At 66.3% G+C, this 20593-nt stretch carries 27 protein-coding genes; 13 read left to right on the top strand and 14 right to left on the bottom strand.

The window, feature by feature from the left end:
* Window positions 1-54: 54 nt before the first annotated feature.
* The 5 genes from KV110_RS21445 to KV110_RS21425 all read right to left on the bottom strand — a co-directional run bounded on the left by KV110_RS21445 (window position 55) and on the right by KV110_RS21425 (window position 3192).
* Window positions 55-474 carry a Dabb family protein gene (locus tag KV110_RS21445; protein ID WP_218469068.1) on the bottom strand — a complete coding sequence of 140 codons (420 nt, stop codon included), beginning with the start codon at window positions 472-474 and terminating at the stop codon, window positions 55-57.
* The gene (locus tag KV110_RS21440) at window positions 471-1685 is read right to left on the bottom strand and encodes an MFS transporter (protein ID WP_218469067.1); all 1215 of its coding nucleotides are present in this window, start codon (window positions 1683-1685) and stop codon (window positions 471-473) included. Before KV110_RS21440 ends, KV110_RS21445 begins: the two co-directional genes overlap by 4 nt.
* Window positions 1682-1873, bottom strand: a complete 192-nt coding sequence (locus KV110_RS21435) for a hypothetical protein (protein WP_218469066.1) — start codon at window positions 1871-1873, stop codon at window positions 1682-1684. Before KV110_RS21435 ends, KV110_RS21440 begins: the two co-directional genes overlap by 4 nt.
* Before the next feature lie 86 nt (window positions 1874-1959).
* Window positions 1960-2544 carry a TetR/AcrR family transcriptional regulator gene (locus KV110_RS21430; protein ID WP_218469065.1) on the bottom strand — a complete coding sequence of 195 codons (585 nt, stop codon included), beginning with the start codon at window positions 2542-2544 and terminating at the stop codon, window positions 1960-1962.
* Between the two features lie 168 nt (window positions 2545-2712).
* A complete protein-coding gene (locus KV110_RS21425) occupies window positions 2713-3192 on the bottom strand; it encodes a YybH family protein (protein ID WP_281427825.1) in 480 nt (159 codons plus the stop codon).
* A 167-nt stretch (window positions 3193-3359) separates the two neighbouring features.
* On the opposite strand from KV110_RS21425, the gene KV110_RS21420 reads away from it, so the two are divergent.
* The 6 genes from KV110_RS21420 (at window position 3360) to KV110_RS21395 (ending at window position 6734) form a co-directional block, all read left to right on the top strand.
* Window positions 3360-3953: a TetR/AcrR family transcriptional regulator gene (locus KV110_RS21420; RefSeq protein WP_218469063.1), complete on the top strand. Its 594-nt coding sequence runs from the start codon at window positions 3360-3362 to the stop codon at window positions 3951-3953.
* Window positions 3954-4104: 151 nt separating this feature from the next.
* The gene (locus KV110_RS21415) at window positions 4105-4344 is read left to right on the top strand and encodes a hypothetical protein (RefSeq protein WP_218469062.1); all 240 of its coding nucleotides are present in this window, start codon (window positions 4105-4107) and stop codon (window positions 4342-4344) included.
* Between the two features lie 123 nt (window positions 4345-4467).
* Window positions 4468-5154, top strand: coding sequence for a hypothetical protein (locus tag KV110_RS21410; RefSeq protein ID WP_218469061.1), 687 nt, complete (start codon window positions 4468-4470; stop codon window positions 5152-5154).
* A gap of 206 nt (window positions 5155-5360) precedes the next feature.
* Window positions 5361-5531: a ribbon-helix-helix domain-containing protein gene (locus tag KV110_RS21405; RefSeq protein WP_218469060.1), complete on the top strand. Its 171-nt coding sequence runs from the start codon at window positions 5361-5363 to the stop codon at window positions 5529-5531.
* Window position 5532: 1 nt separating this feature from the next.
* Window positions 5533-5874, top strand: a complete 342-nt coding sequence (locus tag KV110_RS21400; protein ID WP_218469059.1) for a VOC family protein — start codon at window positions 5533-5535, stop codon at window positions 5872-5874.
* Window positions 5875-5894: 20 nt separating this feature from the next.
* Window positions 5895-6734 carry a class I SAM-dependent methyltransferase gene (locus tag KV110_RS21395; protein WP_393539679.1) on the top strand — a complete coding sequence of 280 codons (840 nt, stop codon included), beginning with the start codon at window positions 5895-5897 and terminating at the stop codon, window positions 6732-6734.
* Window positions 6735-6758: 24 nt separating this feature from the next.
* On the opposite strand, the gene KV110_RS21390 is transcribed toward KV110_RS21395, so the two are convergent.
* Window positions 6759-7391: a TetR family transcriptional regulator gene (locus tag KV110_RS21390; protein ID WP_218469057.1), complete on the bottom strand. Its 633-nt coding sequence runs from the start codon at window positions 7389-7391 to the stop codon at window positions 6759-6761.
* A gap of 61 nt (window positions 7392-7452) precedes the next feature.
* Between KV110_RS21390 and KV110_RS21385 the strand changes: the two genes are divergently transcribed.
* Window positions 7453-8400, top strand: coding sequence for a TIGR03564 family F420-dependent LLM class oxidoreductase (locus KV110_RS21385; RefSeq protein ID WP_218469056.1), 948 nt, complete (start codon window positions 7453-7455; stop codon window positions 8398-8400).
* Window positions 8401-8433: 33 nt separating this feature from the next.
* Here the strand turns inward: KV110_RS21385 and KV110_RS21380 are convergent, their stop codons facing one another.
* From KV110_RS21380 to KV110_RS21365, 4 genes are all read right to left on the bottom strand, one after another.
* Window positions 8434-8649, bottom strand: coding sequence for a GNAT family N-acetyltransferase (locus KV110_RS21380; protein ID WP_218469055.1), 216 nt, complete (start codon window positions 8647-8649; stop codon window positions 8434-8436).
* Window positions 8646-8927, bottom strand: a complete 282-nt coding sequence (locus tag KV110_RS21375) for a hypothetical protein (RefSeq protein ID WP_218469054.1) — start codon at window positions 8925-8927, stop codon at window positions 8646-8648. Before KV110_RS21375 ends, KV110_RS21380 begins: the two co-directional genes overlap by 4 nt.
* Window positions 8928-8976: 49 nt before the next feature.
* The gene (locus tag KV110_RS21370) at window positions 8977-9582 is read right to left on the bottom strand and encodes a response regulator transcription factor (RefSeq protein WP_218469053.1); all 606 of its coding nucleotides are present in this window, start codon (window positions 9580-9582) and stop codon (window positions 8977-8979) included.
* 104 nt (window positions 9583-9686) lie between these two features.
* Window positions 9687-10160, bottom strand: coding sequence for an MFS transporter (locus KV110_RS21365; RefSeq protein WP_246633886.1), 474 nt, complete (start codon window positions 10158-10160; stop codon window positions 9687-9689).
* A 462-nt stretch (window positions 10161-10622) separates the two neighbouring features.
* Between KV110_RS21365 and KV110_RS21360 the strand changes: the two genes are divergently transcribed.
* The 3 genes from KV110_RS21360 to KV110_RS21350 all read left to right on the top strand — a co-directional run bounded on the left by KV110_RS21360 (window position 10623) and on the right by KV110_RS21350 (window position 14714).
* The gene (locus tag KV110_RS21360; RefSeq protein WP_218469052.1) at window positions 10623-11198 is read left to right on the top strand and encodes a TetR/AcrR family transcriptional regulator; all 576 of its coding nucleotides are present in this window, start codon (window positions 10623-10625) and stop codon (window positions 11196-11198) included.
* Between the two features lie 267 nt (window positions 11199-11465).
* On the top strand, window positions 11466-12353 hold the full coding sequence (locus tag KV110_RS21355) for an SGNH/GDSL hydrolase family protein (protein ID WP_218469051.1): 888 nt from the start codon (window positions 11466-11468) through the stop codon (window positions 12351-12353).
* 156 nt (window positions 12354-12509) lie between these two features.
* Entirely contained in the window at window positions 12510-14714 is a 2205-nt protein-coding gene (locus KV110_RS21350) for a molybdopterin oxidoreductase family protein (protein WP_218469050.1), read from the top strand.
* A gap of 4 nt (window positions 14715-14718) precedes the next feature.
* Here the strand turns inward: KV110_RS21350 and KV110_RS21345 are convergent, their stop codons facing one another.
* From KV110_RS21345 to KV110_RS21335, 3 genes are all read right to left on the bottom strand, one after another.
* Window positions 14719-15342 carry a histidine phosphatase family protein gene (locus KV110_RS21345; RefSeq protein WP_246633885.1) on the bottom strand — a complete coding sequence of 208 codons (624 nt, stop codon included), beginning with the start codon at window positions 15340-15342 and terminating at the stop codon, window positions 14719-14721.
* 220 nt (window positions 15343-15562) lie between these two features.
* A complete protein-coding gene (locus KV110_RS21340) occupies window positions 15563-15949 on the bottom strand; it encodes a hypothetical protein (protein ID WP_218469049.1) in 387 nt (128 codons plus the stop codon).
* Window positions 15950-16420: 471 nt separating this feature from the next.
* The gene (locus KV110_RS21335; protein WP_218469048.1) at window positions 16421-16888 is read right to left on the bottom strand and encodes an SRPBCC family protein; all 468 of its coding nucleotides are present in this window, start codon (window positions 16886-16888) and stop codon (window positions 16421-16423) included.
* 412 nt (window positions 16889-17300) lie between these two features.
* Between KV110_RS21335 and KV110_RS21330 the strand changes: the two genes are divergently transcribed.
* Together KV110_RS21330 and fabG are read left to right on the top strand one after the other, a co-directional pair.
* Window positions 17301-17924, top strand: a complete 624-nt coding sequence (locus tag KV110_RS21330; protein ID WP_218469047.1) for an HAD family hydrolase — start codon at window positions 17301-17303, stop codon at window positions 17922-17924.
* A gap of 150 nt (window positions 17925-18074) precedes the next feature.
* Entirely contained in the window at window positions 18075-18827 is a 753-nt protein-coding gene (fabG, locus tag KV110_RS21325) for a 3-oxoacyl-ACP reductase FabG (RefSeq protein WP_218469046.1), read from the top strand.
* Between the two features lie 76 nt (window positions 18828-18903).
* Here the strand turns inward: fabG and KV110_RS21320 are convergent, their stop codons facing one another.
* On the bottom strand, window positions 18904-19623 hold the full coding sequence (locus KV110_RS21320) for an SDR family oxidoreductase (protein ID WP_218469045.1): 720 nt from the start codon (window positions 19621-19623) through the stop codon (window positions 18904-18906).
* On the opposite strand from KV110_RS21320, the gene KV110_RS21315 reads away from it, so the two are divergent.
* Window positions 19622-20572 carry a helix-turn-helix transcriptional regulator gene (locus tag KV110_RS21315; RefSeq protein ID WP_281427666.1) on the top strand — a complete coding sequence of 317 codons (951 nt, stop codon included), beginning with the start codon at window positions 19622-19624 and terminating at the stop codon, window positions 20570-20572. The genes KV110_RS21320 and KV110_RS21315 overlap by 2 nt on opposite strands.
* Window positions 20573-20593 lie beyond the last annotated feature (21 nt).

Genomic DNA, 20593 nt, shown 5'->3' with positions numbered 1-20593 from the left:
CTCGCCTGAATGTGGCGGGTGCCGGGTGCCGTTCGGTCCGGGTCGGGTGCGTAGCTATTGGTCGTGGTGTTGTCCGGGGGCTGCGCTGCCTTGGTATTCGCCGAGATCGGTGACCAGTCGGGTGAGTTCGGGGTCGCTGTCGTAGCGCCGCTGGTGTAGCGCGGCGATCTTCGCGCCCATCTCGGGGTCGGGGTCGTCGGTGATGTCGAAGGACATGAACTTGTCCACCAGAGGCAGTCCGATGCGGTCGGTGTGCAGATGGGCGGGGTGGGTGAGGTATTCCCAGTAGCCGTCGAGATCATCGATGGCGAAGACCGCGCCGTAGTCGTATTCGCCGCCGTAGTCGGGTCCGACGGTGAAGTGCCGTACCGATGGGATCTGGCGTCCCTGGTTGCGCAAGCTTTCCAGTGCCTGCTCGAGCCGTTCGGCGGGGGTGCCGGGTTTGATGGTGAAGCGATTGCCGTGGTAGATCATCTTTCTGAACCTTTCTGAGTGGTGTTCTTTTTGCGTCCGTGGACGAGGGTGACCGCGGAGCCGGCGAGCAGTGTGATGCCGGTGGCGGCGAAGGCACCGGCTGTTCCGAGGGCCGATACCAGCGGGGCGAGGAGCAAGGGGGATAGAAATTGGCCGAGGAATATCGCGGTGACCAGCCCGGCGAGGATCCGTCCCCGGTGCTCGGGCGCAGCGAGGTCGCCGAGTCTCGAGCTGAGATGCGGTACGACCACGCCGACGCCGAATCCGCCGATCAGCAGTCCCGCCATCACCTGCGGAAGAAATGCCGCGGTGCCGACGACAATCCACCCCACCCCCAGCATCGCGATGCTGAACCCGGTGAGCGATGCCGAGGACAAACGACTTCGCAAGGCCGGAAACGCCAGCGCCCCCGCCGCACTGGTCAGTGTGCTGCCCGCGATGACGGTGCCGATCGCGGCGGGACTCACGCCGTCACCGGCGAGCAGGAACGGTAGTTGCGTTGGCGCCATGTAGAACGCGAGCGTCGCGGCCAAGGCGAAGGCGTAGATCCCCAGGACAGGGCGGGTCCTGCTGTGCATGGGGCGGCGCACCGATGATGGCGCCGGCTGGTGATCGCGACGTTGATCGCGTAGCGCGGTGGTGGCGGCCAGGGCGAGTACCGCGGCGACCGCGTAGATCCAGAACGGAGCCCGCCAGTCGATGGCGGCCAGCAGGCCCGCCAACGGCAGGAACACGACACCGCCGAGGCTGGCGGACGCCTGTTGCCAACCCAGCCATCGCGCCCGCCGCGCACCGTCGTACCAGTGCGTGAGCGCAGTGCTCACGGCGGTCATCACTGCGCCGACCGCGATGCCGAGCACGACCCTGCTGACCAGCAACACGGGCAACTCGTCGAGGAAGTAGCCCGCCGTGCCGCTCACGGCGTACAGCAGCAAGCCGCCAACCAGCAGTGGTGCATATCCGAACCGGTCGGCGATCCGGCCCGAGATCGGCGCGGTTACCGCGATGGCCAGGGAGGTGACGGTGACCGCGAGACGGACCAGCAGATCCGCACCCGGGGTAGCCGCGAACTCGGTGCGCATGCCGGGAAGGCTCGGGGAGATGATCGCGGCCGCCATGATCGTCAGCGCGGCCGCGGCGAGTACCGTAGCGCGTGCGTGCCGGGACGGCCCTGCGGACAAGACCGGCGACCGGCTGGTGGAAACGCTCATGACTCGAGCACCACCTTGCCGACGACGGTGCCGGATTCGGCGAGTCGCATCGCCTCGGCCACCTCCGACAAGGAATTCGAGCAGCCGCCCGGGTCCGTATCCGGCCCGCGACGGCCAGGTCGAAGACGCGGCCGAGGGGGCAGGACGACCTCCACGGTGGTGACAGTCTGTGTCGTGTCGCGAGTCACGGGTTCTCCTATAGTGTGTGACTGGTCAATCACTCTGAGCGAATGAGAGACGCGCGAGTTCACAGATCGTCGAGCGCCTCTGGCGGCTAGGTCTTGTGGCGGGTCTCGGGCCTGTTGGGATGACGGATTCCGGCGGTGAGGATTTCTGCCCAGGTGCCCTGGTGGTCGTCGATGTCCAGCGTCGTGATGAGATGGCAGAGTTGCCCGAAGGCCATGAATCGCTGGACTTGTTCGTCTCCGGCACCCGAGCGCACCTTGGCCATTTCGGTGACTCGCGCGAGCCCTTGGCGCATGGCGTCGGCGATTTCGGCGATCTCAGCGACCGACTGCGCATGGACCTGGAGCATCAGCAGCTTGTCGTCGGCGATGAGGTCGGCGTACGCGCCGCCCATCCGGTACAGAACCTCCTCCGGAGCGCAGCCCGCGGCGGTCGCGGCTGCGGCGGCCAGGGCCTGCTCCACCAGTTCGAAACAGCGATCCAGCGCCGCAACGAACAGGGCGGTCTTGCCGGGAAACAGCTTGAACACATAGGCGGGGGAAATCCCGGCCCTGGTCGCGACGTTGGCGATGGGCGTGCCGTGGTAGCCGGTGCGTGCGAACTCCTCGATCGCCGCGTCGACAACAGCCTCGCGCCGAATCTCGGCTGTCGAGAGAGTGGCTCGCTTGGTCATGTGAGTGACTGTACACTCACTCCCCGGCGCTGTCATCCCTGCCGCCATTTCCACCGACCTGGACCACGCGCTCGGCCCGAGACACACCGTTCGGCGCCGGCCTTCGCAACGCACCGTTGCGGCTCGTCCGTGGCGTTCTTGGGCCGATGCGGCGTGTGCTTCGGTGGTTCAGAACCCTGGAGGCCGTTGGTAGCCGGGTGGGAAATCCTTGTCGCGCCATGCGGTGACTCCCCATTTCCCGTTCTCCCGCGTCCAGACGGTCGTGTTCGTTCCTTGCCGGTCCGGCCAGTCGCCTGCGCTGGTGCGCGCGCCCTGCTGGGTCCATTGCCAGTCGACGACCACGACATCTTTACCGAGCACTCGCACGGACTGGATCGAGCCTGTCGATGAGGTGCCGACGAAGCTCGGGAAGCCTGGCGGGGGCTGTGGCGAGAACAGTTTCTCGTGCAGCGACCTGATCTCCGCCCGCCCGTGCAGCACCATGCCGATCGGGTTGTGAAAGTCCGCGTCGGGATGGAATTCAGCAACGAACCCTTCCAGATCGCGGTGATCGAGCGCCGCCATGAGGCGCTGAATTCCGTCATTGACCGACTGCTGGGCTTGCGGACGATCCCTGTCTCCCCCGCCCTGGGCTCCGCACCCAACCATCGCTAGCACCACTCCGGTGAGTAGGGCTACGAGCGGTATATGCCTAGTCACATGCATTGATCGACCTATCCTGTGCTAAATCGGAACCGGAACTCCAATTCCACATTATCGGAGCGCCTCAGGTAGATCAAGTGGAACCGGATTTCTGGATCCGGTTAACTGGTTGCATGACGAGCAACAGCGCCAAACGTGAACGATCCGACGCGCGTCGCAACCGCGAGCGCATCCTGGACGCTGCGCGCGCTGCTTTCGCCGCCGACGGCACCGGCCTGGAGATGCGCGCGATCGCCGAGGCGGCGGGTGTCGGCATCGGCACCGTGTTTCGCAACTTCCCCACCAAACAGCAGCTCGTCTCGGCGATGGCGCACGAATGGGCCACCCAACGGGACGCGACCCTCGGGCGTTCGTTATCGATCACCGATCCATGGGGAGCTGTCGCCGACCACGTCCGGTGGTGTGGCGAGATGATGAGCCGCGAACCAGGTCTGCGCAGGTTGCTGATGGATGAGTCCGTCAAATCCCAGTTGTCGGACGAAGAGGACACAGCATTCGCGGCGGGCCTGGCCGAGTTGGTCGCCAGAGCCCAGGCGGCGCAGGTGCTGCGTACCGAAGTCACGACAGCCACCTACTACGGATTGCTGGTCGGTCTCGCCGCCGCGATCAACGCCGGAAGCGCTTGGCAGATCGCCGCCGACGTCATCTTGTCGGGCCTGCGCCGCCCCAAGGACGCGCCGCAGGTCGACAACGGGGCATCGACATAAGCGCGCATTCGACGGATCGGCCCGGGCGCTGCGCGCCGAGTTGGTGGTGCCACCAGCGGCGTGGGCACGGCAATTGACGGCGTTTCAACGGATGATCAGGTCGCTACCGTTGGGCGCGCACGGAGTGCACTGATTGTGAAAGGTAGTGTCAATGAAGCGTTTTGGGGTTTCGTCTCTGGTGGTCGGTGCGGCCGTGGCAGGCGCGGTGTACGCGGCGGCGCCCGCGATGGCGGGGCAGGGCCTCCCCCTCGAATCTCCGACCGCCAGCGCTGAGACGCAGCAGGTGGCCGATATCTCGCCGTCCGGCTCGGCGAATTCGCTGGCCTCCGGCTCGGCGTGGCTCCCGTGCCTGCTCGGTCAGAAGTCGACGTTCTGTAACTGGGTCGGCTGAGGGTTCGGTTCGACCGGCCGGTGCCGCGCGCTCGACGGCGGCACCGGCCTCGGCGCGTTCTACCGGGACTTCCTGTGGCTGGCCGTCTTCAACGATTCGTACGCGTAATAGGAAGAGGCCTACGTGACCGACCTGTCCCCGCAGGAGCAGCGCTACATGCAACTACTCGACGAACTCCAACAGGCTCGCGGCATCGAAGTCTATTTCGAAGAACGAGGCCCGGTCGAGAAGATCTACGGGGATGTGCCGACGACCTTCGCGAGGTTGGCCGAGCTGCATGGGCTGATCCTCGATCCGGAACTCCAGCAGGGCTTTCTGCGGTTCGAGGGCGTGTCCAGCCACTGGGGCATCTACCTCGAGGACACCTATCTGAGCGGTGAATTCTCGGTTCGGCACCTAGGGGCGGCGATGTTCGCCACCGCGAAGCATTTGGTGACCGAAGACAGCACCGAGTTCGAACGTCACCTTTATCCACAGCTGCGAGTATTCGACAGCCAGCCCAGGACTGGGGTCGGTACGATGGCGGCACTGCGCATCCAGCCCGGCGTCACCACCCCGGAGATCTGGTACTACCACGGCACTCGCGGTACTTTCCGACTCGACTTGAACTACCGGGAGTACCTTGACGCTCTCCTTGTCACCAAAGGGGCACATGGGTGGCAATATTTGTTCGCCGATGTGGACATGAAGAACGACGAATTCCACGGACCGGCGACGAATATGCGAATCATGCTGGCCGCGTTCCCTGATCTCTTCCCTGACCACGACTATTCTCCGCTGCGCGCGCGGCTGGCTGAGCGACTTCGCTGAGAGACGCGAGCAAGCCGGGCCGGTCCCGGACAGCGCGTTCAGATCCTCGACGAACTCCGTGTCAGCGGCGAGTTCAACATCTCGTACCTGCTCACCGCGCTCTCCACTGGGTCACCTCCGACGGCATGGGAGTTGTCGGCAGCCGAGCAAGAACGGTACGCGGATCGCGCCTGGGCGCTAGCTTGCTAGTATGCTAGCATTGGCTTGTGGGCGAAGAGGAAGTGAAGCAGTTCAACGTTTACCTGCCGCTCGGGCTGATCAAGCAGGTCAAGTTCCGGGCGATCGAGTCGGGGATGTCGCTGTCGGCGCTGGTGGCCGACGCGCTGCGCGCCTACCTCGACGACACCCGCCCGCAGTCACCGTCAGGAAAGGATTGATATGAAGACCGAGGGCATCGAGGCCGTGTTCCTGGAGACCCACAATTGGGGCAAGCAGGCCAGGTTTCTACAGGAACTGGGTTTCGAGGTCGAGTTCGAGACCGACCACAATTCGGGCCAGTTCCGTAGCGGTGACGGCCCCTATGTCTTCGTGGCCGAGGTCCCACCGACCCAGGATCCGCGGACGCTGCTGGTGGTGAAGGTCGCCGACACGCACAATCGCCCCGGCGGCGATGTCGACATCGTCACCGACTTCGAGGCGACCCACTACGGGACCCAGGAGATGACCGTCCGCGACCCGGACGGGCGGCTGTGGAATCTGCAGGCGCCGGGCCAGGAGTGAGTGTGATGCCGAGCGAGCAGATGATCGCCCCGGATCACACCGCGGTCCGGGTTGCGCTGTGGCGGGCACTGCATACGCAGATCGATGCACCCCCTTATGTTTTCGACGACGAGATCGGGCTGCGGCTGGCGGCGCCGGAGGACGGCTGGCGGGATCGCCCGGATATGGATCCGCAGACCACCAGCCCGATGCGCGCGGGCGTCGTGTCCCGGGCTCGCTTCATCGAGGATCTGCTCGCCGAACAGGTCGGCCGCGGCGTGGATCAGTACGTTCTCCTCGGCGCCGGACTGGACACCTTCGCGCAGCGCCGGCCCGAGTTGGCCGCGCGGCTGACGGTGTTCGAGATCGATCAGCCCGGCCCGCAGGCATGGAAGCGGCAACGCCTCACCGAACTCGGATTCGGCGTTCCGGACCGATTGCGGCTGGTACCTGTCGATTTCGAGGTGGACTCGTGGTGGGAGCGATTGACGGCCGCCGGTTTCGACCCGCGCCGACCGGCGGTCGTGGCATCCACCGGCGTCTCCATGTACCTCACCCGGGAGACGAATATCGCCACCCTCCGCCAGATTTCGACGCTGGCGCCCGGCTCCACGCTGGCTACGACGTTCATGCTGCCGCTCGGACTCGTCGATTCCGACGAACAGCGGCTGCGCCGGTTCGCTGAACAGGGCGCCCGCGCATCGGGCACTCCGTTCATCAGTTTCTTCCGCCCCGACGAGATCGTGTCGCTGGCCAAGGAGGCGGGTTTCGCTGCAGCCCAGCATATTTCGCCCAGCCAGCTGACCCGCCACTACTTCGCCGACCGTGCCGACGGGCTCCAGCCCGCGGAATCGGAACAGATCCTGGTGGCAACCACCTGACTGGTCCATAGCTGCGGCAGCAGGTCAGGCAACCTGGAACCAATCGCCGATACCCCTGTCCAGCAGCTCGAAGGCGCGCTCTGCCTCGCCGACCGCCACCGGATGCCGCTGTGCTGCCGTCTGGCCATTGGCCAGCGCGTGCCAGTTGGCCTCGCTGAGGTTGCGCTGCACCGCGATGATCGCGCTCGCCGCCAGCCGCGCGTCCAGTTCCCCTGGCGGCCCGAGTGTCCGGGCGAGCGCATCCTCTCCGCTGGTGAGGAACTGGGCGAGGCGCGCGGTCAGCGCCGGGGTATTCAGTACCAGTCGGTAGCAGGCCAGCACCTCGGGCGCATCGCACAGGCCGGTGCTGGGTTCGTGGTGGTCCAGCCCGGCGCGGAACGCGGCTCGCAGGGCGGCCAACGGCACCTGTCCGGGTGCCCGGCTTCGTACCACGCGGGCAGCCTCGTCGACGTGGTCGGCGAACCGGTGCACGACGAGGTCCTCCTTGGACGGAAAGTACTTGAACAGTGTGCGTTTGGACACCTCCGCGGCGGTGGCGATGTCCACCACCGACACCGCGTCGAATCCATCGGCAAGAAAGAGCCGCAGCGCGGCGTCGGAGATGGCTGCGCGAGTGTGTTGTTTCTTGCGCTCGCGCAGGCCCGGCTCGGGGGTCATGTCAGCAGTGTAGCCAAATGTAAACCGAGTAGATAAGTAAACTTGGTGTACTTTTGTTGGTATGCGAATCGGCGTTGCCCTGCCCACCGACTACTACAACCAGCTCACCCCAGGGGTGAATCCCGTCGACTACCTGCTCGACCAGGCCCGCAAGTTGGCCGCGCTCGGCGTGCCCGCGGTCTGGCTGACCCAGCGGTTCGACTACGACGCACTGACAGTTGCCGCGCTGATCGGGCGGGAACTGCCCGACATCACGGTCGGGACGGCGATCGTCCCGATCCACCCACGCCACCCCAACGCGCTGGCCATGCAGGCGCAAACAGCGCAGGCGGCCGGCAACGGGCGCTTCGAACTCGGCCTCGGTTTGTCGCTGCCGGAGATCGCCGCCGGCTACGGCAACACGCACCCGCGCATCCGCTACCTACGCGAATACCTCAGTGCCTTAAGGGATCTGCTCCACACAGGCGCGGTCGACCACAGCGGCGAGACGCTGGTGGCCAAATCACCGACCCGCAGCATGATGCCGACGGTCCACGCACCGGTCCCCGTGCTGCTGGCCACTTCGGGTCCGCTGACCCTGCAGGTCGCCGCCGAACTCGCCGACGGCGCGCTCCCACTCCTCACCGGTCCCAACACCCTGGCCGACTTCACCATCCCAACACTTGCTCGACACGCGGCGGCAGCCGCTCGGCCGACACCTCGGGTGATCGGCATGGTGGGCGGAGTAGTCACCGCTGACGTCGCCGCCGCCCGTGATCGCGCGGCGCAACAGATGCACAGATACGGCGAGATGCCGACATACCGTGCGTTGCTGGACCGTGAGAAAGTCTCCCATCCAGTGGAATTGGCCGTGATCGGCGACGAGCAGACCATGGCCGACGCGGTAGCCCGTTACGCCGAGGCCGGCGTTGGCGAACTGATCTTCGCGCTGACCGCGATAGGGTCGACGCGCGACGAGGAGCGAACCTGGGCACTACTCGGCGAATTGAGCAGAACCGGCAGCGCCTGAAGGTGTGTACTGACCCACTCCCCGACCACGGATTCAATTGAGGTGTTTGACCAGGATGGTGTACTCGCCTGCCGTCGTATGGGGTGTCCATCCTTCGTTGCGGTAGAGCCGTTGCGCGGGTTGGTTGTCGCGATGGACTCCCAGCGTCAGTGCGGGCAGCCCAGACTGTCTGGCGGTGTCCTGAAGGCGTTGTAGCAGAACAGTTCCCAGTCCTTGGCCGCGAACGGTCGCGGCGGTGGCGATAGTCAACTCCGGGGTGTGGTCGTCGATGAACGCCGGTGAGCCGACCGGTCGAACAGTCGCGCCCACGCCGCGCCGACGGGTATGCCGTGCTGATCGTGGGCGATGACCCCGAGGTCGGAAGGTTTGCCCCAGTCCGCGACATAGCGGTAGGACTCGGCGGTGCTGGGCAAGTCGTCGAGGGTGAGCAGGTGACCGGAGGCTTGGGTCGCCTCGATCAGCATCTCCGCCAAGAATTGCTGGTCGGCGGGGGTGGTTTCGCGGTAGATGAATCGGGTGTGTGACATGGTGACTTTCCTTGGTCGGGCGGCGACCCGGTGCACAATGCGCGGCCGTTCAGATCCACCCTCGTTGGGTGGACAACCGAATCGCCTCGATGCGATTGCGGGTGCCGAGTTTGTGGTTGATGGCCGCTAGGTTGTTGCGGATGGTTCCGGCCGAAAGATGCAATGTCGCAGCGATTTCGCCGGGAGTGCGTCCCTGCGCGGCAAGGCGCAAAATGTCGATATCGCGGGCACTGAGCGGGTTGCCGGGCACACGCAGGGCTTCGGCGACCGTGTGTGGCTCCAGTACCCGCTCGCCGTGGGCGACCCGATGCACGGTGTCGGTCAATGCACCTATCGACGCCGCTTTGCTCAGCAGCCCCTCCACCTGGGCCCCTAAGGCAGACTTCAACAGATCGGGCCGGTGCGGCGGCGTCACGAGGACGACACGACAGGACGGTAAGACCGACTTGAGCTGCACGGCGGCCGAAACCCCTTCCAGCCCTGCGAGATCAGCGTCCAACAGCGCGAGGTTCGGCCGAGTACGCAGCGCGCTTGGCACTACCTCGGTGCCCAGTGACACCTGTGAAACCACCTGGATGCCGGGCACGCCGGACAGGACGGTGGCCATCGCTTCGCGGGGCAGTCGTAGGCTGCCGGCGATCAGCACTCGAATCATGGATGTTCCATTTCGGAGGACGCCAAAGAGGTCTGGAATGTGCCGAAGCACGCGGCGAGCCGTCGTTCCCCTCCGGGAAGGAGCGGAGGGGAACGACGGTGGGCTCAGGCGCGGGCCGGTCGGAGGCCGAAAGCCTTGGCTCGGGCTTCGCCGTCGAAGCTGATGTAGAGGGTGGCCAGCACCTGCGGCACCATGACCGCGGCGGCGGCACCTTGCAGCGCGCGAGCGCCGATCAGCATGGCAGGTCCGGTCGCGAGGCCACACAGCAGCGAGGCCACGGTGAACGCGGCGGTGCCGGTGAGAAAGACCCGTTTGCGGCCATAGATATCACCCAGTCGCCCACCGGTGATCAGCCCGAGGGCGAACACCAGCGTGTATGCGGCCGGAATCCACTGCACCGCAGCGCTTGTCGCGCCGGTATCGGCTTGGATCGAGGGTAGCGCGGTGTAGACGATGGAGCCGTCGAGCGCGTTCATCAACTCGGCGACCAGCACCACGATCAGCGTGATGGTGAGCGCGCGGCCCGCAGCGCCGGTGGAACTGCGGGCGCGGGCGGTGTCAAGGGTTTCCGAAGACACGAAAACCTCCTGTTCTTACAGTTGGTCAGGGATACGGGCAGACCTGGGCCACGTACGCCAACTGCGCACAGGAGAGTGGAAACGGGTACGACAAAGTCCCAGGCCATCGGGAAAAGCCGTCCACGACATGACCGGAGCACGCACTCGGCGGCTCACGGGTCAGTGCCGGAACAACGGCTACTTGGCCTGGGAAGGAATAAGTCATCACCTCGAACTCGATCGGAGCGAAACACGGGTTCGTGTTCCGCGGGCGCACCCTGCGGGAGGCCGGGCAAACCACTGTCCGAATCGGTGACCGATCGGCAGTGACGCCGATCGGTGGGCTCCGTCGAACAGCGGTATCGCTAAGTACAGTTGTACCCTATGGGCAAGTCCGAGAAAAGCCGATATGAGCCAAATCGCACTAGGTACATACGTACCCTGAAGGTATCGGAAAGTCCGGACAGCTGCGGTGGAGGAAAAATGGCCGAGGTCGCACAGAGCGCAAAACCAGTGCGCCGACGCCGATTCGATCCGAACCGCCGGGAACGCATCGCGCACGCCGCGATTCAAGTCATCGGAGAACGGGGCGTGGAGGGCTTGACCCACCGCGCGGTCGCCGAGGCCGCCGACGTTCCGATCGCGGGCACCACCTATCACTACAAGGACAAAGAGGATCTGCTCACCGCAGCCCTCGAGATCTGCGTCGCCGACTACGCCGCCCTCATGGCCGCCATCCCGCGGACCGATCCCGCGAAGACGATCGAGCAGATCATCGATCAGACCGCGGACGCCCTGATCGGCTGCTTCACTACCGAACGCACGATCACCACCGTGCAACTCGAGTTGTACGTCGCCGCCATTCGGCGTCCCGCATTGCGACCGATCGCCGACCGCTTCACCGAAGCTACCCGCACCATGTACGCCCACTACACCGACCCCGACACCGCCGCCCTGCTCACCGACACCGCCCAAGGGATCACCCTGCGCGGCATGGCAACCGACATCCCACCCACCGGGGAACAAATCCGCAACCTTCTCATCCGCTGCCTGCCATGAACACCCGCGTGAACCCGCATTGCAGGTGGGTTCGCGCGGGCGAGGCCGCGAAACCGGCGTGACCGCAAGACTTGATCGCCGCACCGATGCATCCGGTGGTGGTCACGGCCAGCGCCGAAACCAGGGCCGCGAGAAAGCGGCGGCGAGGTGGCGTGGACTGCACCGGATAGCGCTGGAATGACCGGAGATTGCCCGTGGGTGGGCGGATGTTAGGTTCACCAGCGCTGGGCGTATGTCCAGTTGGGTCGGGCTGGTTGGTGTGGAGGCATGGTGGGCAAGACGGCGCGAGTTGTGATCGCTTGTGCGGCAGCGGCAATGGTGACGGCGGGCGGTGGCGCTCCGGTGGCGTCAGCGGCTCCGGCGTTCGGTGAGTATGTGGCGCTGGGTGATTCGTGGTCCGCGGATGCCTCGCTGAGCCAGGCGACGGGTGAGTTCGTGCCGTTGGCGTGCGCGCAGAGCCAGGGTAGCTATCCCAAACAGGTCGCGGCCGCGCTGGCTGTTCCGGTTTTCCGGGATGCGACATGTGGTGGCGCGACCTCGGTGCATATGACCGGCCCGCACAGTGTTCCGTTCGGGGTCAATCCCCCGCAGTTCGATCGGCTCACCGCGTCCACCGATCTGGTGACGCTCGGAATCGGTGGCAACGACGCGGGGTTGGCGGCGACCGTGCAGCAGTGCGTGACCGGTGACGCGGCGCTGTCGCCGTGCCTGGATACTTTGGTGGACGGCGACGTGGATCAGATGTCGCTGAATATCGCCGCGGCAGAACAGAAGGTGACCGCGACCATCGACGGCATTCGGCAGCGCTCGCCGCGGGCGCGGATTCTGCTGCTGGACTACTTCGAAGGAGTCACCACCGGACCCGGCTGTTTCCCGACCGTACCGATCTCCGATGCCGACGCGGATTGGCTGGGTCGCAAGCTGATCGAGCTGAATGCGATGCTGGCGCGCGTCGCGCGAGCCACGGGCGTCGAGTTGGTCGACACATACAGCACGAGCAGCGGTCACGATGCGTGCCAGCCTCCCGGTGTCCGGTGGGCCGAAGGGCTGGTCCCATGGTCGAGCAACCCTCCGGGTTTGGCGGTGCCGTTCCACCCCAACCAACTCGGCGCCGACCACCAGGCACGCAGGGTGCTGGCGGCCCTGGGTCGATAGCCCTTACCGCATGACGGGCGGGTTCGTTGGTTGTGTGGTTCGGCGTGCGCCTCGTGAGCGGCCCGGAAGGCGCTGATTCGGTGGGTTGTGAGCATAGAGGTACCTACGGTCTGCTTGGTAGCCTTTGGCAAGCGAACCGGCGGAAGGGGTAACCCCATGAGTGCCACCACCATTGCCCGGCAGTGCACGCTGTGTGAGGCACACTGCGGAATTCTGGTGACCGTCGAGGGCGAGCAGGTCACGCGGATCGAGGGGAATCCGGATGACGTGCTGTCGCAGGGCTATATCTGCCCGAAGGCGACGGCGATGGGTGGGCTGCATCATGATCCGGATCGGTTGCGGACGCCGATGCGACGGGTGGGTGACGGGTTCGAGCCGATCGGATGGGATGAGGCGTTCCGGGAGATCGGCCAGCGGCTGCGGGCGGTGCGCGGCGAGTACGGGCCGAGCGCGATCGGCATGTATCTGGGGAACCCGGCGGCGCACAGTTCGTCGGTGATCTACGGGGCGCTGCTGCGTGCGGTGTTGCTGACCAAGAACTTCTATTCGGCGTCGTCGATCGATCAGTTTCCGCAGGAGTTCGTGGCGTGGCGGATGTTCGGGTCGAACGTGCTGATGCCGGTCACCGATATCGATCGCACCGATCGGCTGGTGATCCTTGGCGCGAACCCGGCGGTGTCGAACGGGTCGATCACCACGATGCCCAATGCCAAGCAGCGCATTCGGAATGTGCGGAGCCGGGGCGGAAAGGTGGTGGTGATCGACCCGCGGCGCACCGAGACCGCGCGGCTGGCCGATCAGCATGTGGCGGTGAGCCCAGGTGGTGATGTGTATCTGCTGCTGGCGATGCTGCGGGTGCTGATCACGGAAAACCTGTGCGACGAAAAGGCAATTCGCGCGCAGTGCACCGGATGGGAACAGCTGCGGGAGCTGGTGGCCGAGGCGACACCGGAGCGGATGGCCCCGCATGCCGGAGTCGACGCGGACACCATTCGCCTGCTCGCTCGCGAGCATGCCGCCGCGTCGTCGGCGGTGTTGTACGCGCGGATCGGGGTGTGCCAGCAGGTGACCGGCACGCTCACGCATTGGCTGGTGAACACCATCAACGCGGTCACCGGGAACCTGGATCGGGCGGGTGGGCAGATGTTCGCGACCCCACCGGTGGACGCGGCACGGTTCACGAAATACCTGCCGATGGCCTACGGGGCGTGGACGGATCGTTCCGGGGTCTACAAGTCGTTCCGGACCGAGCTGCCGGTCGCGGTATTGGCCGATGAGATCCTGACCGAAGGTCCTGGCCGGATCCGGGCGATGATCACCTACGCCGGAAATCCGGTGCTGTCCACGCCACAGCGCGGCCGGCTCGGCTCGGCGCTGGATTCGCTGGATTTCTATGTCGCCGTGGACATGTACATCACCGAGACGACCCGGCACGCGGACATCATTCTGCCGCCGATCTCGCCACTGGAGCGCGAGGACGTCAACCTGCTGTTCCCGGTGTTCAGTGTGCGCAACAACCTGCGCTACGACGCTCGGGTTTTCGATCCGCCCGCCGATGGGCTGGAGGATTGGCAGATCATGGCGCGGCTGGTGACCGAGTTGGTGCCGTTGCCGGTGCGGCGGTGGACGGGACGGGCGCTCAATGGGGTGTTGGAGCAGTTCAGTCCGGTGCGGTTGGCGACGGTCGGGGTGGCCACCGGCCCGTATGGGGTGTTGCGGCGGGGGCGTAAGGGGTTGACGGTCGGTAAGGTGCGGGACTCGGCCGGGGGGATCGATTTGGGTCCGTTGCGGCCGAGGTTGCGTTCGCTGATCGGGACCAGGGATCACAAGGTGCGTTTGGCGCCGGAGGATTTCTGTGCCGCGGCCCGCCAGATTCTCGATGACGCCCGCGCCGGTAGCGCGATCACGACGCCGATGGACGGTTATGACCTCAAGTTGATCGGGCGGCGGCACTTGCGCAGCAACAACTCCTGGCTGCACAACGTCCCCGCGATGGTGAAGGGGCGTGACCGCTGCACCGCACTGATGCATTCCGCGGACGCGTCCGCGCGCGGGCTGACCGATGGTGAACCCGTGGCGGTCACCTCCCCCACCGGTTCGATCGTGGTACCGCTCGAGGTCAGTGACGATATCCGGGCGGGCACCATTGCCGTCCCGCACGGGTGGGGGCATCGGGAGCCCGGTGTCGGCTGGTCCGTCGCCGCCGCGCTGCCGGGGGCCAATGTCAATCTGCTGCACGACCCGTCGCTCACGGACACGTTCTCCGGCAATGCCGCGGTCAACAACACCTGGGTGACGGTCACCCGTGCGGCAGGAGTTGTGGTCGACGAGGGCACTGCGGCGTCGGTGGCGACGTCCTGAACACTCAGAGGTGGCGGGTGTCGCCGAGCCGGACGAGTTGGCGGTTGTGGAAGTAGTCGTCCTCGCGGAGTTCGGTGATGCTGCCCGAGGGGGCGTTGAACCGGGCGTAGGCGAGAGCGTCGAGCGGTAGCCTGGTCCACGCCGCCACGGTGAAAGTGATTGCGCCGCCGTGCGTCACGATGACCTGATGGCCGCAATCGCTGTCCATGATCACGTCCATCGCCGCGTAGACGCGCGCACCGAACGCGGCCATGGTCTCGGCTCCCGCTATGCCTTCATCGTGTGCCAGCCGCTCGCCCACCGCGGGCGGGGGTACGAACCGCCGCCGCAGCCATTCCTGGGGCTTGCCTTCGGCCTCGCCGTAGGACTTCTCGCGCAGTCTGCGATCGAGGATCGGCGTCGTGTGCAGGATGTCGCCGATCACCTCGGCGGCCTGCGCGGCGCGCTGGAGATCCGAGGAGAACAATTCGACATCGGCCTGTTCGGGGATTGTTGTCCGCAGTGTCTCGGCGATGGCCGCCGCAGCGCGCAAACCCGTCGGGGTGAGCGGGGAGTCGTACCATCCGCCCACCAGTCCGTCGACGTGATGTGTCGACTCCGGATGTGCGATGACGTAGAGGGTTCGCACTAGCCTGTCTCTCGCTCGAGGGTTCGGTGATCCCGGCAAGCACGCGGCCTGCGGACCAGCTGCCCGTTTCGAATTCACTGCCCTCAGCGCATCGCACGATTGGACCTGTCCCGTTACGCCGATCCCACCATGATCAACGGGACATGATCCATGCCTTACCCGTGAAACGCCTCAGCTAGGTCCCGTTGGCGATAGCTCGACCGCGGCTCGCGCAGGAGGGTCATCCGGTCACCACGGTGACTCGGTAACCGAGGCGGATTTCGCGGCCGATATGGGCGGCGCCGCTGAGGTAGAGCCAGCGGTCGGTGCCGCCGCGCGGGTCGGGCAGGTAGCTGGCTTGGACGTGTTCGACGCCGAAGGGGAAGTTGCCCGAGGTGGAGGTGGCGATGCCGGTCATCAGGTGCGCCTCGGCGAGCAGTCGCGGTTCGGGCGCGGCCGCGGGCAACGGGGTGGCGGTGGGGACGAAGAATCCGAACGGTTCGGGTGGGGCGCCGGAGCCCTGGACAAGCATGCCCGTCACGAACAGCCGCGCGATCCCGGTGTGGACCAGGCATTCCGGCGTCAACTGCAACGGTGGAGTCGGCCGCAAGTCGAGTTGGAACGCCATGGGCCGAACTTTACGGTCACCCGTTGTCCGCTGTCCCCGCGACAACAACCAGCTTTCCGAACCATGCACAACCTGTGCCTGCGGTATGCGTGAACGCCACCGATTCAACACGCACACCACACACAACCGTCAGCTACGGCACAGGGTGGACAGGCCACAGAGTCATGGCCTGGAGGACTCGGTCAGCGATGTTCGCCATGGCCGATGGCGGGGAACGCAACGTTGCACTCGCCGCCGTTTGCATTGGTCACGTGGTTCGGCTGAGCGCACCGCTGCGGCAAACCGCCCGTCGCGGGCACCTTCCCGGCCAGCGTTGCGCCCGATGCAGACTTGCGTCCGGTGCATCAATTGCACGTGAACGGCGTTGGCGGGCTTGGTAATTCATCGTCTGCACGCGGGGTTCCACGTGAATCAGGCTGACTGTCCAAGAATTCGGGGACCCGATTACGGAGGCAAGGAGCCGGGTGGGGATCAGCTGCCGTCGCGCAGTGACTCCTGGTAGCTCGTCTCGATCTTCTCGCGCAGGTGCTTCTCGGTGTGCCGGATCGCCGGACCCATGAACGCCTGGATCACGCGATCGAGGGCTCGTCCGGCCAGGCCGCCAGGTACCCGGTAGTCGGCGGTGGCGGTGACCTTCGTGGTTTCCGGACCCAGTGACGCGAAGTCCCAGCGGATCGTGCCCTCGATGCCTTTGATCGCACGCATCGTCACCCGCGAACCCGCCATCCATTCGATGGTGTCGGTGCGCAGGTGCAGCGTGGTCGGGCCCAGATGCAGCGCCGTGTCGAACACCGACCCGACTCCGGAGGTCTGCTCCCCCACCGGGGTGAAATGCCGTATCCCGTACATCCACTCCGGAACGTTCCGATAGTCCTCTACATAGGTGAACGCGTAATCCACCGGCGCCTTACACGTCGCACTGTGCTCGACATGCCCCATAGTGCCCTCCAGCGCTCCGATCCTGTGCCTCGACCCTAGGGCAGTCTGCCGACCTTCGCCCCTCGATGAACTCCACTGCCCGCCAAGCATTTCCACTCGCGAATACTGCCTGGCTACCCATCCAGCGGCGTCCGGTGCCGCACTGGTAGCCAGCAGGATCGATGGCTCGCCGCATTCGTCACCGCAGCAACGCCGCCCGGTGCGGCGGCTCAGCCCGCCGAAGCGCCGACATCGCGTGTCCAACGGGACCTGACGGAGCCTCTTCTCGCACAATGCCGCAGCCACCCCCGTTGATCATGGAAGAGCGTGCGTTCCGGCGATGGTGCGACACCGGCTGACATCGCCAGCCGAGGTGCCTGCTCGAGGAGAGGGGTTCGCTGGTCGCGGCGGGGGCGGCGGATAGGGTCGGGGGGTGACCTGGACGGTGGGCTTCGACCTGGATATGACGCTGATCGACTCTCGACCGGGGGTCAGCCGGGCCATCGACATTCTCGCGGCGGAATTCGATGTGCCAGTGCGTGGCGCCGACTTCGCTGATCGGCTCGGGCCGCCGCTGGCCACTCTGCTTGCCGAGTCGGGGGCGCCGCAGGAGCTCATTCCGGCGCTGGTGGCTCGGTATCGCGAGCTGTATCCGACGATCGTGTCGAGCATTCCGGCGATGCCGGGCGCTGCGGCGGCGCTGGCCGCGATCGACCAGCGGGGCGGGCGGGTGCTGGTCGTCACCGGCAAGCACGGGCCGCTGGCACAGTTGCACATCGACGAACTCGGTTGGCGGATCGACCATCTCGCGGGCGATCTGTGGTCCGCGGGGAAGGCGACCGTGCTGCGGCAGGAGCGGGCGAACATCTTCGTCGGTGACCACGTCGGCGACATGCGCGGCGCGCGGACGGCGGGTGTCCTCGCGGTCGGCGTCACCACCGGGCCGTGCGACGCCGACGAACTCCGCGCCGCGGGTGCGGACGTGATCCTCGCCGACCTCACCGAATTCCCGCAGTGGCTCGCCGACGAGCTCGGACCGGTCGCCGACGCCGGATAGCCGCCGGGACAGCGGGATCGGCGGCGAAATGCGTTGGGCGGCTCACGCCCTGGTTCGGCGGGTTAGGTTCGTGGTCGCTAGCCTGCACACCAATTGCTTGTCGGCCGCGTCGAGACCGGAGCGGGCGCGTTCGGAGAGGAGAACGAACCAATGGACCGTTTCACCGACAGGATTGCCGTGGTGACGGGTGCGGCGCAGGGTATCGGCGCGGCCACCGCGCTGCGGCTCGCGGTCGAGGGTGCCGCCGTCGCGGTGCTCGACCGCAACACCCCCGACGCCACCCTCGAGCAAATCGCCCGGGCGGGCGGCACGGCACGCGGCTACATCTGCGACGTCACAGACCGCGGTTCCGTCCACACCGTATTCGACCAGATCGCCACCGATCTGGGTGACCCGCAGATCCTGGTGAACAACGCGGGCATCACCCGTGACGACCTGTTCTTCCGGCTCTCCGAGGACGACTGGAACGCCGTGCTGTCGGTCAATCTGACCGGCGCCTACCACTGCGCCCAGGTCGCGCAGAAGTACATGGTGGCCCAGCGCTACGGAAAGATCGTCTCGCTGTCGAGCCGCTCGGCCCTCGGCAACCGCGGCCAGGCCAACTATGCGGCCGCCAAGGCAGGCATCCAGGGCCTGACCGCCACCCTCGCCATCGAACTCGGCCCCTACAACATCAACGTCAACGCCGTCGCCCCCGGCTACATCGCCACCGCGATGACCGCCGCCACCGCCGACCGCGTCGGCCTGACCCCCGAGGACCACCAGAAATCCGTCGCCGAACGCACCCCCCTCGGCCGCGTCGGCCAACCCGACGAAGTAGCCGCCGTCATCGCCTTCCTCGCCAGCGACGAAGCCTCCTACGTCAGCGGCCAAACCCTCTACGTCAACGGCGGCGCCCGCTGACCCTCATGATCAACGGGACATCGCGGAGACATTTCCCGAGTGGAGCCTCCGTCACGTCCCGTTGATCATGAGGCCCTCACCATGGGATCGGGCCTCGGCGGTCGAAGTAGCCGCCGGTGGGGCCGTCGGGGTCGAGGGTGGCCAGGTGGACGATGGCGTCGGTGCCTTCGGTGAGGGTTTGGTGACCCGTGTGGTTGTTGAAATCCGTTGCGGTGTAACCGGGGTCGGCGGCGTTGATCTGGATTCCGGGTAGGGCTCGGGAGTACTGGGAGGTGATCATGTTGAGGGCTGATTTCGAGGCGGTGTAGGGCAGGTTCGGGAAGGTCGATTCGAGGCGGTTCGGGTCGGCGGTGATGGCCAGCGAACCCATTCCGCTCGACACCATCACGATGCGCGGTTGCGGTGCGGCGCGCAGCAACGGCAGGAACGCGTGGGTCACCTGGACCGGTGCGAAAACATTGGTTTCGAAGACCGCACGGAAGTCGGCGGCTTGCGTTTGCTCCGGCGGATGGAACCCACCGGAGATCCCCGCGTTGTTGATGAGCACGTCCAGGTGCGCGGTGCGCTCGCGCACCAGCTCGACCGCCGCGGCGATCGATGCGACGGAAGTGACGTCGAGCTGGACGAATTCGACGTTCAACCCCTGCTCGGCGAGCTCGACCGCCGCCTGCTTGCCGCGGTCGGCGTCGCGCGCGCCGAGGAACACCTGCCAGCCCAGCTCGCCGAGCCTGCGGACCGTCTCCCGGCCGAGCCCCTTGTTCGCTCCGGTCACCAGAGCCGTTGTCGTTGCGTTCATGCCCTCAGCCTCGGCCCGCGCCCGGCACCCCACCAGGGCCGCATTGTCCTGGGACCGGTGGTACCACCCCGGGCCGGTCCGGCTGCGGGATGATCGAATGATGGATCGCTCGGAACTCGCGGCGCTGCTGAGGCAGGCACGCACCCGGATACAGCCGCGCGATGTCGGACTGCCCGCGGGCTCGCGCCGTCAGGTGCCCGGACTGCGCCGCGAAGAAGTGGCCCAACTCGCCGGAGTAAGCGTCGACTACGTGGTGCGGCTCGAGCAAGGCCGTGGACCGCGACCCTCGACCGCCGTGCTCGGCGCACTGTCGCGAGCGTTGCGGTTGACCGACGACGACCGCGACCTGCTGTTCCAACTAGCCGGATCGGCGCCACCGCAGGCAGGCCGCATCGCCCAGGTGGTCCGGCCCAGCGTGTTGCGGCTGCTGGACCGGATGGCGGACCTGCCCGCGCTGGTGATGTCCGCGAAAGCTGATGTGCTGGCGTGGAATTCGATGGCGGCGGCGCTGCTCGGCGACTTCTCCGCCTGGCCGCCGCAGCGACGCAACATCATCTGGCAATGCTTCCTCGGCACCGACCCCGGCCGGGTGCGATTCACCCCCGATGAACTCCGAGCGGTCGGCGCGTACGGCGTCGGCACCCTCCGCAGCGCCAAGGCCCGCTACCCCACCGACCCCGACCTGGACCGCCTCATCACCGAACTCCGTTCCGGCAGTCCCCAATTCGAACAACTCTGGCGTGAACGTCCCTCCGCGCAATGGCGCAGCGCCACCAAAACCATCGACCACCCCGAAGTCGGCGTCCTGGTCCTGGAATGCGACACCCTGCTGGTCCCCGACACCGACCAATCCGTCGTCGTCTACTCCGCCGCCCCCGGCACCCCCGCCGCCACCGCCCTCGACCTACTCCGCATCACCGGCACCCAACAATTCACCGCCCCCACCTGAACCACCCCGCAACCGCGCACA

The organism is Nocardia iowensis (assembly GCF_019222765.1).
GTDB lineage: Bacteria > Actinomycetota > Actinomycetes > Mycobacteriales > Mycobacteriaceae > Nocardia > Nocardia iowensis.
The sequence above is the reverse complement of the archived record's forward strand: the minus strand, read 5'-3'. Positions and strand labels throughout refer to the sequence as shown.

Coding starts and splice junctions, on each gene's coding strand:
- KV110_RS21445 (WP_218469068.1), bottom strand. CDS start 474: ATGATCTACCACGGCAATCGCTTCACCATCAAACCCGGCACCCCCGCC.
- KV110_RS21440 (WP_218469067.1), bottom strand. CDS start 1,685: ATGAGCGTTTCCACCAGCCGGTCGCCGGTCTTGTCCGCAGGGCCGTCC.
- KV110_RS21430 (WP_218469065.1), bottom strand. CDS start 2,544: ATGACCAAGCGAGCCACTCTCTCGACAGCCGAGATTCGGCGCGAGGCT.
- KV110_RS21425 (WP_281427825.1), bottom strand. CDS start 3,192: ATGGTTGGGTGCGGAGCCCAGGGCGGGGGAGACAGGGATCGTCCGCAA.
- KV110_RS21420 (WP_218469063.1), top strand. CDS start 3,360: ATGACGAGCAACAGCGCCAAACGTGAACGATCCGACGCGCGTCGCAAC.
- KV110_RS21415 (WP_218469062.1), top strand. CDS start 4,105: ATGAAGCGTTTTGGGGTTTCGTCTCTGGTGGTCGGTGCGGCCGTGGCA.
- KV110_RS21400 (WP_218469059.1), top strand. CDS start 5,533: ATGAAGACCGAGGGCATCGAGGCCGTGTTCCTGGAGACCCACAATTGG.
- KV110_RS21395 (WP_393539679.1), top strand. CDS start 5,895: ATGATCGCCCCGGATCACACCGCGGTCCGGGTTGCGCTGTGGCGGGCA.
- KV110_RS21390 (WP_218469057.1), bottom strand. CDS start 7,391: ATGACCCCCGAGCCGGGCCTGCGCGAGCGCAAGAAACAACACACTCGC.
- KV110_RS21385 (WP_218469056.1), top strand. CDS start 7,453: ATGCGAATCGGCGTTGCCCTGCCCACCGACTACTACAACCAGCTCACC.
- KV110_RS21375 (WP_218469054.1), bottom strand. CDS start 8,927: ATGTCACACACCCGATTCATCTACCGCGAAACCACCCCCGCCGACCAG.
- KV110_RS21370 (WP_218469053.1), bottom strand. CDS start 9,582: ATGATTCGAGTGCTGATCGCCGGCAGCCTACGACTGCCCCGCGAAGCG.
- KV110_RS21360 (WP_218469052.1), top strand. CDS start 10,623: ATGGCCGAGGTCGCACAGAGCGCAAAACCAGTGCGCCGACGCCGATTC.
- KV110_RS21355 (WP_218469051.1), top strand. CDS start 11,466: ATGGTGGGCAAGACGGCGCGAGTTGTGATCGCTTGTGCGGCAGCGGCA.
- KV110_RS21350 (WP_218469050.1), top strand. CDS start 12,510: ATGAGTGCCACCACCATTGCCCGGCAGTGCACGCTGTGTGAGGCACAC.
- KV110_RS21340 (WP_218469049.1), bottom strand. CDS start 15,949: ATGGCGTTCCAACTCGACTTGCGGCCGACTCCACCGTTGCAGTTGACG.
- KV110_RS21335 (WP_218469048.1), bottom strand. CDS start 16,888: ATGGGGCATGTCGAGCACAGTGCGACGTGTAAGGCGCCGGTGGATTAC.
- fabG (WP_218469046.1), top strand. CDS start 18,075: ATGGACCGTTTCACCGACAGGATTGCCGTGGTGACGGGTGCGGCGCAG.
- KV110_RS21315 (WP_281427666.1), top strand. CDS start 19,622: ATGCCCTCAGCCTCGGCCCGCGCCCGGCACCCCACCAGGGCCGCATTG.
- KV110_RS21320 (WP_218469045.1), bottom strand. CDS start 19,623: ATGAACGCAACGACAACGGCTCTGGTGACCGGAGCGAACAAGGGGCTC.